General features: G+C 70.2%; 10 protein-coding genes. 3 read left to right on the top strand and 7 right to left on the bottom strand.

Annotated features, from left to right (window positions below; all coding sequences use genetic code 11):
- Positions 1–177: 177 nt before the first annotated feature.
- Together JWQ05_RS00305 and JWQ05_RS00300 are read right to left on the bottom strand one after the other, a co-directional pair.
- Positions 178–1,176 carry a hypothetical protein gene (locus JWQ05_RS00305; RefSeq protein ID WP_299652729.1) on the bottom strand — a complete coding sequence of 333 codons (999 nt, stop codon included), beginning with the start codon at positions 1,174–1,176 and terminating at the stop codon, positions 178–180.
- 161 nt (positions 1,177–1,337) lie between these two features.
- A complete protein-coding gene (locus JWQ05_RS00300) occupies positions 1,338–1,901 on the bottom strand; it encodes a sugar O-acetyltransferase (protein WP_299652727.1) in 564 nt (187 codons plus the stop codon).
- 156 nt (positions 1,902–2,057) lie between these two features.
- On the opposite strand from JWQ05_RS00300, the gene thiE reads away from it, so the two are divergent.
- The 3 genes from thiE (at position 2,058) to JWQ05_RS00285 (ending at position 4,319) form a co-directional block, all read left to right on the top strand.
- On the top strand, positions 2,058–2,768 hold the full coding sequence (gene thiE, locus JWQ05_RS00295) for a thiamine phosphate synthase (RefSeq protein WP_299652724.1): 711 nt from the start codon (positions 2,058–2,060) through the stop codon (positions 2,766–2,768).
- Between the two features lie 28 nt (positions 2,769–2,796).
- Positions 2,797–3,603, top strand: a complete 807-nt coding sequence (thiD, locus tag JWQ05_RS00290) for a bifunctional hydroxymethylpyrimidine kinase/phosphomethylpyrimidine kinase (RefSeq protein WP_299652721.1) — start codon at positions 2,797–2,799, stop codon at positions 3,601–3,603.
- A gap of 86 nt (positions 3,604–3,689) precedes the next feature.
- Complete coding sequence (locus JWQ05_RS00285) at positions 3,690–4,319, top strand: XRE family transcriptional regulator (protein WP_299652718.1); 630 nt, start codon at positions 3,690–3,692, stop codon at positions 4,317–4,319.
- Between the two features lie 13 nt (positions 4,320–4,332).
- Here the strand turns inward: JWQ05_RS00285 and JWQ05_RS00280 are convergent, their stop codons facing one another.
- The 5 genes from JWQ05_RS00280 to JWQ05_RS00260 form a co-directional block, all read right to left on the bottom strand.
- Complete coding sequence (locus JWQ05_RS00280; RefSeq protein WP_299652715.1) at positions 4,333–4,926, bottom strand: ABC-type transport auxiliary lipoprotein family protein; 594 nt, start codon at positions 4,924–4,926, stop codon at positions 4,333–4,335.
- Positions 4,927–5,029: 103 nt separating this feature from the next.
- Positions 5,030–6,112, bottom strand: a complete 1,083-nt coding sequence (locus JWQ05_RS00275) for an MlaD family protein (RefSeq protein ID WP_299652712.1) — start codon at positions 6,110–6,112, stop codon at positions 5,030–5,032.
- A gap of 83 nt (positions 6,113–6,195) precedes the next feature.
- Complete coding sequence (locus tag JWQ05_RS00270) at positions 6,196–6,918, bottom strand: ABC transporter ATP-binding protein (RefSeq protein WP_366944533.1); 723 nt, start codon at positions 6,916–6,918, stop codon at positions 6,196–6,198.
- Positions 6,919–7,067: 149 nt separating this feature from the next.
- A complete protein-coding gene (locus JWQ05_RS00265; RefSeq protein ID WP_299652706.1) occupies positions 7,068–8,210 on the bottom strand; it encodes an MlaE family lipid ABC transporter permease subunit in 1,143 nt (380 codons plus the stop codon).
- 76 nt (positions 8,211–8,286) lie between these two features.
- Positions 8,287–8,744, bottom strand: a 458-nt coding sequence (locus JWQ05_RS00260) for an MFS transporter (protein WP_299652703.1), incomplete at its 5' end; no start/stop codon positions are given.

Below are 8,744 nucleotides of genomic sequence, written 5' to 3'. Positions count from 1 at the left end.
GTTCGGGAGACTGGTCGCCGCCATTGACGCGTCCTCACTTATGCTCAAACTGAGCATTGTGCCGACTAACGTAGGCGTGTCGTCCCCGGTTGTCCAGATATGCAGCCTTTGAGCATAACGTTTTTGCAACGCGAGAAATGACGCCGCACTGCGATTGTCGGTGCGGCTATCCGGGGTTCAGGCCGGCCGGCGCGCCGGCCGCAGGCGAAAGCCCGGGGCCGGGCGTTCGAGCAGGACCTCGCGGCGGAAGCGCACGAGGCGGGCGGGGCGTCCCGTCGCTCCGCTGGTGACGCCGTCGGTTTCCTCGACGAGGCCCTGCTGGGCCACGAGCCGGCGAAAGTTCTGCTTGTGCAGGTTGGTGCCCGAGAGCGCCTCCACCGTGCGCTGGAGCTGGAACAGCGTGAAGGTCGGCGGCATCAGCTCGAACACCACGGGACGATACTTGATCTTGCCGCGCAGGCGCCCGATCGCCGTGGCCAGCACGCGGCGATGGTCGAGGGCCATGGGCTGGCCGGTGACCGGAATGTCGTGCTCGTGCGCGATGCCGGACTGGCCCTGGGCCTCCGGAATCAGGCCCGCCTCGAACAGCAGCTCGTAGCGTTCCAGCACCCGCTCCTCGTTCCAGGCGCCGCCGCAGAGGCCGAAGGTCAGTCCGAGCCGGTCCTCGCGCCGCCGCCGCAGCTTCGGATCGCCGACGCCTTCCGCCCAAGCGAGAAGCTTGCCCTCGATCACGGGAAGCGATTCCGGGCGGCCGGCACGCCAATCCTCCCAGGGCAGGTAGCGATACCAGTTGCGCCAGGAGGCCTCGGCGAGCCCGGCGGGCCGCATCTCGCGGACCAGGGCGAGATAGGCGACCGAGAGCGAGTGCAGGCCGCCGGTATCCTCGCCCTGCCGGTCGCGATCGCCGAAGGTGTAGAGCTGCTCCACATAGCCGAGGCGCTGATGCGTCTGGCGCTCGACCCAGGCCCGCAGCCCGCGCTCCAGGGTGGGATGCTCGGGCACCAACGGCCCCGCCGGCAATCCGTCGGACCGGCCGCTCGCCTGGCCCGACAGCTGCACCGTCAGCGCGCGCGGCTCCCCATCGGTGGCCGCCACGATCACGGCCACGAGCCCGACGGCGGACGAATTGGCGGGCGCCACCTCGGGTGTCCGCTCGGTCTCCTCCGCCGTGGTCACGCTGTCCGATCCCCGCCCGATATCCGCGTCATCGCCACCTTCGCCGATGGCGCATCGAAGCTCATGGCACATCGCGCGCACGTGATGAACGTCGAAAACGCCGCGTCCCCCGGGACGCGAGGCACGGCGGCGGACCGCGAATTCCGACGCTTGCCGTCGCGTCAGCCCCGGTGCTTGGAAAGTAGCCGCGCCGGGTTGCCGCCAACCGTGGCGCCCGCGGGCACGTCACGGGTCACGACGCTGCCGGCGCCGACGATCGCGTCGTCGCCCACCGTCACCCCGGGCAGGATCAGCGCGCCGCCGCCGATCCAGACGTTGCGCCCGATCCGGATCGCCCGGGCAAATTCGAGCCCGGCCTCGCGGGGCCCCGGTTCGCGCGGATGGTCGGGGGTCAGAATCTGCACGCCCGGACCGATCTGGGTGCGCTCGCCGATGCTGACCGGGGCACAGTCTAGGATGACGCAGCCGTAATTGAGGAAGACGTGGGCGCCGAGGCTGATGTGGAGCCCGTAATCGCAGTGGAAGGGCGGACGCACCACCGCGCCCTCGCCGACGGCGGCGAAGCGCTCGCGCAACAGCGCGCGCCGACGGTCGGGCGTCTCGGCCAGGGCCGCGTTGTAGCGCTGCATCCAGGCCTTGGCGGCTTGCGCATCCGCGTGAAGCTCCGGATCGTCGGGATCGTACATCTCGCCGGCGAGCATCTTCTGCTTCTGGGTGCGGTCCATGCGGGTACGGCCTCTGCGGGGGATCGTGTCCCCAACGTCGGGGCCGCCCCCGGGCTCCGCCACGGGGACATCTTCCGTTGACGGGCTTCAGGGCCTGGACTTCCGGCGCTGCGGAAAGTCCTGATGCAGGTCTCGTCGAAATCGGGAAGGCGTCGCGTGATCGGACAGCATGAAGCGGGTCGCAGGGGCCGGGTGGTCGACCTGCGCCTCTACGGCCTCCTCGATACCGGGGTGTCCGGCTGGGACGGCACGCGGCTCGCCGCGATGGCGGCGGAGGCGGTCCGGGGTGGCTGCACCCTCCTGCAATATCGCGAAAAGTCGATCGCCGACGCCCGTGCGGCCCTCGCCCGTATCCGGGCGATCCACGCGGCCCTCGCCGGCAGCGGTGTGCCGCTCCTCGTCAACGACCGGGTCGACCTGGCGCTCGCCGCCGGTGTCGAGGGCGTCCATCTCGGGCAGGGCGATCTGCATCCCGCCGACGCGCGCCGCCTCCTCGGGCCTGACGCCATCGTCGGGCTCACGCTCAAGACCGGCGCCCAGGCCGACGAGTTGTACCGGCTGCCGGTGGACTACGCCTGCATCGGCGGCGTGTTCGCCACGACCAGCAAGGACAATCCCGACCCGCCGGTGGGGCTCGACGGACTCGCCCGGATCGTCTTCCGGGGCCGCCTCGCCCGGGGTCCGGGTTTTCCGCTCGGGGCGATCGCGGGGATCGATGCCAGCAACGCGGCGGCGGTGATCGAGGCGGGAGCCGATGGGATCGCGGTAATCTCGTCGCTGTTTGCCGGCGAATCCGTGGAGGGTCGCGCGCGCGACCTGCGCTTTCGTGTGGATTCCGCCCTCGCCGCGCGGGGCGTCACGGCCTAGTCTCGGCGAAAGCCCCAAGGAAAGCGCCATGACACCGATCGCCGTCACCATCGCGGGCTCCGATTCGAGCGGCGGCGCCGGTATCCAGGCGGACCTGAAGACCTTCGCCGCCCTGCGGGTCTACGGCGCCAGCGTCGTCACGGCCCTGACGGCGCAGAACACCCGAGGCGTCCAGGCGATCCATGACGTGCCCCCCGACTTCGTCGCGGCGCAGATCGACAGCGTGTTTTCGGATCTCAGCGTCACGGCGGTGAAGATCGGCATGCTGTCGCAGGTCGCCACCATCGAGGCCGTCGCCGCCGGCCTCGCGCGCCACGCCGGGTCGATTCCGATCGTCCTCGATCCCGTGATGGTCGCCACCTCGGGCGACCGGCTGATCTCCGAGGCGGCGGTGGAGGCCCTGCGCCGGCTCCTCCTGCCGCTGGTGGATCTCGTCACCCCGAACCTGCCCGAGACCGCCGCGCTGATCGGCGAGACGCCCGCCGACAGCGAGAACGCCGCCGTCGCGCAGGGACGCCGTCTCCTGGCTCTCGGCGCCCGTGCGGTGCTGGTGAAGGGCGGGCACGGGGTGGGCAGCGAGAGCGTCGACCACCTGATGAGCGCCGACGGAACGCTGCGCCGGTTCGCTGCCCCCCGCATCGACACCCGCAACACGCATGGGACCGGCTGCACGCTGTCCTCGGCGGTGGCTGCCGGTTTGGCACGCGGACTGCCGATGGTGGAGGCCGTCGCCCAGGCAAAGCGCTACGTCTCCGCCGCCATCGCCGCCGCCGACCGCGTCCCCGTGGGGGCCGGGCATGGCCCGGTGCACCATTTCCATGCCCTCTGGACCTGAGCGCGCCTTGCGCCGCTCTGCCGTTTGCGTTTGAAGTAACGTACAAGCGTCCGCTAAACGGAACGGACGCGCGGATGTCAGGGACGATGGAAGACCAGTTGACGACGCCCGATCGCGGGCGCCAGCGAGACATTCTCACCGGGGCGCAGGTGCTTTCCGGCCAGCTCGGTAAGACGATCCAGCGCCTGCGCAAGGCCTACAACCTGTCGCTTTCGGAACTCGCCGAGCAATCCGGCGTGGCCAAATCGATCATCAGCCAGATCGAGCGTAACGAGACCAATCCGACGCTGGCGACCATCTGGCGCCTGAGCCAGGCCCTGGACGTGTCGATCGAGCGGGTCCTCGCCACGAGCGACGAGGAGCCATTCATCGAGAAGACCTCGCGGGCCGACACGCCGATCCTCGTCTCGGACGATGGCAAGGTGCGGCTCGCCATCGTCGGCTGGATCAAGACGGTCGAGTGGTTGCAATGGTACGAGGTCGTCGCCGACCCGGGCGGCCAGCTCGATTCCGACCCACATCAGCGCGGCTCCGTGGAATCCCTGACCGTGACCTCCGGCGTGCTCGAGGTCGAGGTCGCCGGGACCACGCAGCGGGCCCGCGCCGGCGAGACCCTGCGCTATCGTTGCGACCGGCCGCACACCGTGCGCTGCGTCGGCGCGGAACCCGCCAAGGCGATCATGGTGGTCATCATGAAGGCCGCCGTGATGGAGTGAGGCGTGCGCCCGCTCAGCGGCCCGAATTCACCCAGGCCACCATCTCGGCGAGCACACGGGCCAGGGCCGCGTCGAGGCCGACCGCGGCGGTGCCGGCATCGACCTTCGGGACGGGCACGCGCGCCGTGAAGATCCGCGCGGCGACGACCTTGCCGGTGCCTTCGGCGATGATCTTGGCGGAGATGTCGACCACGGCCTCGCCGGTGCCGGCCGCGATGTCGAAAGCCCGGATCTCGCTGATCAGCTGAAACTCGGAGACGATCTTGTCGCCGGGTCGGCTGACGGATTTCAGGCGGCCCGAATTCTCCAGGCTCTGGATCAGGCGGGTCTGGATCAGGCGCGGCAGGCGGTCGGCCCACTGGCCACCGCCGAGGAACGACAATGCGCCGCCGGGCTCGCGCACGATGATGCGGTCCGCCTCGAAGGGTTGGATGCCCACCGGCTCGGCCACGCTGAACGAGCGCGCGGAGGCGCCGACCCGGCCGTTCGGCGGCAGGGCGGCGAGGTCGAAGGTGAGCGGAACGGCGCCGCCGCCGCAGCCGCCGAGGGCGGCCGCGAGAAGCATCGCGACGAGCGCGGGGGCCGTCCTGAGGATCGTCATACGCATTCCGGGAGTCCGTCGCCGCGCTGACGCACAGCGTGGCGGTAAACTATCTCAACTCCGGAATGGTGCCGTGCGCCGCAACACGCCGACCCGGCAAATGGACGGATCAACGACCACCGTTGTATTCCGGCAACGATGGCTTGCCGCCGAAGATCACCTGCGAGGGATCGCGCTCCAGGCTTTTGACGGTACGGTTCAGGGTGTTCAGCGTGCGCTGCCCATCCGTCGACAGGGCCTCGACCTCGCGCCGGCCGGTGCCACTCAGGCGGTTGAAGCTGGTGGCGATGTTCGAGGTACGCTTGTCGAGGTTCTCGGACAGGGTTCGGAAGGCTTTGCCTGCGTCGCGCACCGAGATCGCGGCCTCGCGCACCTCCGTGAACGTGCTGGTCCCGGCCGAGCCCGAAGCCGAGCCGAGGAAGCCCTCCGCGCCCTTCAGGACCGCGTCGACACGGTCGGCGGACGCGTTGAGCTTGGCGGCGAGCGAGCGCGCGTCCTTGAGGGCGCCCTCGATGTCCGGACTGCCGGCGGCCAGCGCTCCGGAGAACCGGTCTGCATTGTCGATGACGTGGTTGAGCTTCTGCCCGTCGATCGCCTTGACGAGGCCGCTCACCGCCGGGCCGGCCTCGGCCAGGGTCTTGGAGAAGGACTCGACATTGGCGAGCGTCCGCGTGATCGCGCCCTCGTTGCCGGCCACGACCTTGTCGAGGCGCTGGAGCACGTCGTCGGCGCGCTGGGCGATCTGCTTGGCCGCCGCCATCATGTCCTGGATGTCGGAGGAATCGGCGAAGATGGTGGGCATCTGGTCGCCGGAGCCGGGCGTCAGGACGGGAGCGTCGGCGTTGCCGCCCGACAGCGAGATCGTCGAAACGCCGGTGAGCATCGCCGAGTCGAGGCGCGCGCGGGTATCGGCCCGCAACGGCGTCGTGCGCTCGACCTCGACCACCGCGACGACCCGGCGCGGGTCCTGCGGCAGCAGGCGCACGTCCATGACCTCGCCGACCTTGATGCCGTTGAAGGCCACCGTCGAGCCCTTGGCGAGGCCCCCGACGCTGCCCGAGAACACGATGCGCACGGCCTGGCGAACCTGGCTGCGCGAACCGCCCTGGAGCCAGAACACGAAGCCGAAGGCGGCCACCAGCACGGCGAGCGTGAAGGCGCCGATGAGGGCGTAGTTCGCACGGGTCTCCATCGGATCAGTGATACCTTGGCGGAATGGGTCTTGTGCGGTGCGGCGCCGCACGCGCTCTCGTGTGCATCGTGGGCACCGTCACGTCAGGCGCGTGCATGTTGCGTGCCCTGCGGGACGACGGCGCGCCCGCGCTTGCCGTGGAAGTAGGAGCGCAGCCAGGGATGCTGGCTCTCCAGCATCTCCTCGATCGTGCCCTGCGCGATGATCTGGCCGTCGCCGAGCGCGGCGATGCGGTCGCAGGCGGTGTAGAGGCTGTCGAGGTCGTGGGTGACCATGAACACGGTCAGTCCCAGGGTCTGCTTCAGGGTGGCGACCAGTTCGTCGAACTCGCCGGCACCGATCGGGTCGAGGCCCGAGGTCGGCTCGTCGAGGAACAGGATCTCGGGGTCGAGGGCCAGCGAGCGGGCCAGCGCCGCGCGCTTGATCATACCGCCCGAAAGCTCGGAGGGGAGCTTGTCGGCGGCGTCCGGCTTCAGGCCGACCATCTCGATCTTGAGACGCGCGAACTCGTCGAGCAGGCGCTCGGACAGGTTCAGGTGCTCGCGCATCGGCATCTGGATGTTCTGCTTGACGGTCAGTGCCGAGAACAGTGCGCCCTGCTGGAACAGCACGCCCCAGCGCTGCTCGATCTGGCGCCGTCGGGTCACGGTGAGCCCGTCGACGTCCTCGCCGAAGACCTCGATGGTGCCGGAGCGCTTGGGCACCAGACCGAGGATCGTGCGGGTCAGCACCGACTTGCCTTGGCCGGAGGGCCCGACGAAGCCCAGGATTTCGCCCCGCCGGATGTCGAGGTCGAGCCCCTTCATCACGATCTTCGGCCCGAAGCCCACCACGAGGTCGCGCACCCGGATGATCGGCTCGGGCGCAGCCGGCCGCGCCGCGTGCCCGTTCGGCGCGCCAAGGGTCTGCGGGTGCTGGCCGGCCAGGGTCTGCATCGGTTTCGACAAGCGCGCCTTCAGAAATCGATCGCGGCGAAGAAGACGGCGAACAATCCGTCGAGGACGATCACCATGAAGATTGACTTGACGACTGAGGCCGTGACGTGGCGGCCGAGCGATTCGGCCGAGCCCTCCACGGCGAAACCCTCGATCGTCGCGATGATGCCGATGATGAGCGCCATGAAGGGCGCCTTGATCAGCCCGACCGCCACGTGGTGCAGCGACACGGCGGCCTGCAGCCGCGCCAGGAAGGCGTCCACCGTCATGCCGCCGTAGAGCGAGGCGGTGAGGCCGCCTCCCGCGAGTGCCGCGAGCGAGGCCAGGAAGGTGAGGATCGGCAAGCCGATGACGAGCGCCAGGATGCGCGGCACGATCAGGATCTCGATCGGGTCGAGGCCCATGACGCGCAGGGCATCGACCTCCTCGCGCATCCGCATCGAGCCGATCTCGGCGGTGAAGGCCGAACCGGAACGGCCCGCCACCATGATGGAGGTGAGGAGAACCCCGAGTTCGCGCAGGATCAGCAGGCCGATGAGGTTCACGACGAAGCTCTGGGCGCCGAAGCGCTGGAGCTGGAAGATGCCCTGCTGGGCGACGATGCCGCCGACGAGGAACGAGATCAGAACGATGATCGGCACGCCCCGGAAGGCGACCTGCTCGATCTGGTTGACGAGCGCCGTGCCCCGGAAGGTGCCGGGCCGGGCCGCGACCCGGATGCAGGCGGTGACGACCTCGCCGAAGAAGGCGAGACCGGTGACGAAGTCGGATTTCGCACCGACGACCCGCTTTCCCAGATCCTCGAGGAAGCCGATCAGGCGGCCGCGCGGCGCGGGCGCGGGTTCGGCGGCGCGTAGCTTGACCTCGCCGAGGAGGATGCGGTGTTCGGGGGCCGCCCCCGCATAGGCGAGGCGTCCGCCGTTGGCCTCGATCTCCGCGCGGGTGCGCTCGAGGACCCACGCCCCGAGCGTGTCGAGGCGGCTGACATGGCTGAGATCGACGAGGAGCGGCGTGCCGGCGGCGCTGCCGGCGATCCGCTCGGCTGCCGCCTCGACGGCCGCGCCCTGGTCAGCGGTCCAGCGTCCGGACAGGCCGATGCGTCCGCCATCCAGGATGGCGGCGTCGGCGGTCTCCGGACTTGTCCTGATCTCGGCTCTACCCAACGACGCCGCACTCCAATGCCGCGACAACCCATCGACGCCGGTACGAACCCTATCGCCGATCACGGTTACCGAACGGTCAAGGCTCGGCCCCTCGGCCCGCGTGCTGGCCCACAAACGTGGTGGTGTGAAGGCTGAAAGCGCGGGCGGCCCGCGCGGCGCGTGCCACGAGGCACAGGCCGGCGATGGCGAGCGGCGCCATCAGCGCGAAGGCGAGGGGACCGCCGCCGGCCTGGTAGAGCGCGCCGGTCATCAGCGTCGCGCTGGCCGAGGCCAGAGCCCCGGCGGAGCTGACCGTGCCCTGCGCCCGCCCGCGCGCGCCGTCCGGCGCGAAGCGCGACACCGCCGCCATGGCTCCCAACTGCGTGGCCCCGAAGGTGAAGCCGTGCAGCATCTGCAACGCGACGACGGGCCCGAGCCGATCGCCGAACCACGCCATCCCGATCGCTCGCACCAGGGCGGCGCATCCGCCGAGCGCGAGCAGGGCAAAGGGGCTGCGCCACCGGGGCGCGGCTCGGCCGATCAGCGCGAACAGCA

The organism is Methylobacterium sp., from assembly GCF_028290105.1.
Taxonomy (GTDB): Bacteria; Pseudomonadota; Alphaproteobacteria; order Rhizobiales; family Beijerinckiaceae; genus Methylobacterium.
Note: the sequence above shows the minus strand (reverse complement) of the source record. Positions and strands in the feature narration are given on the sequence as shown.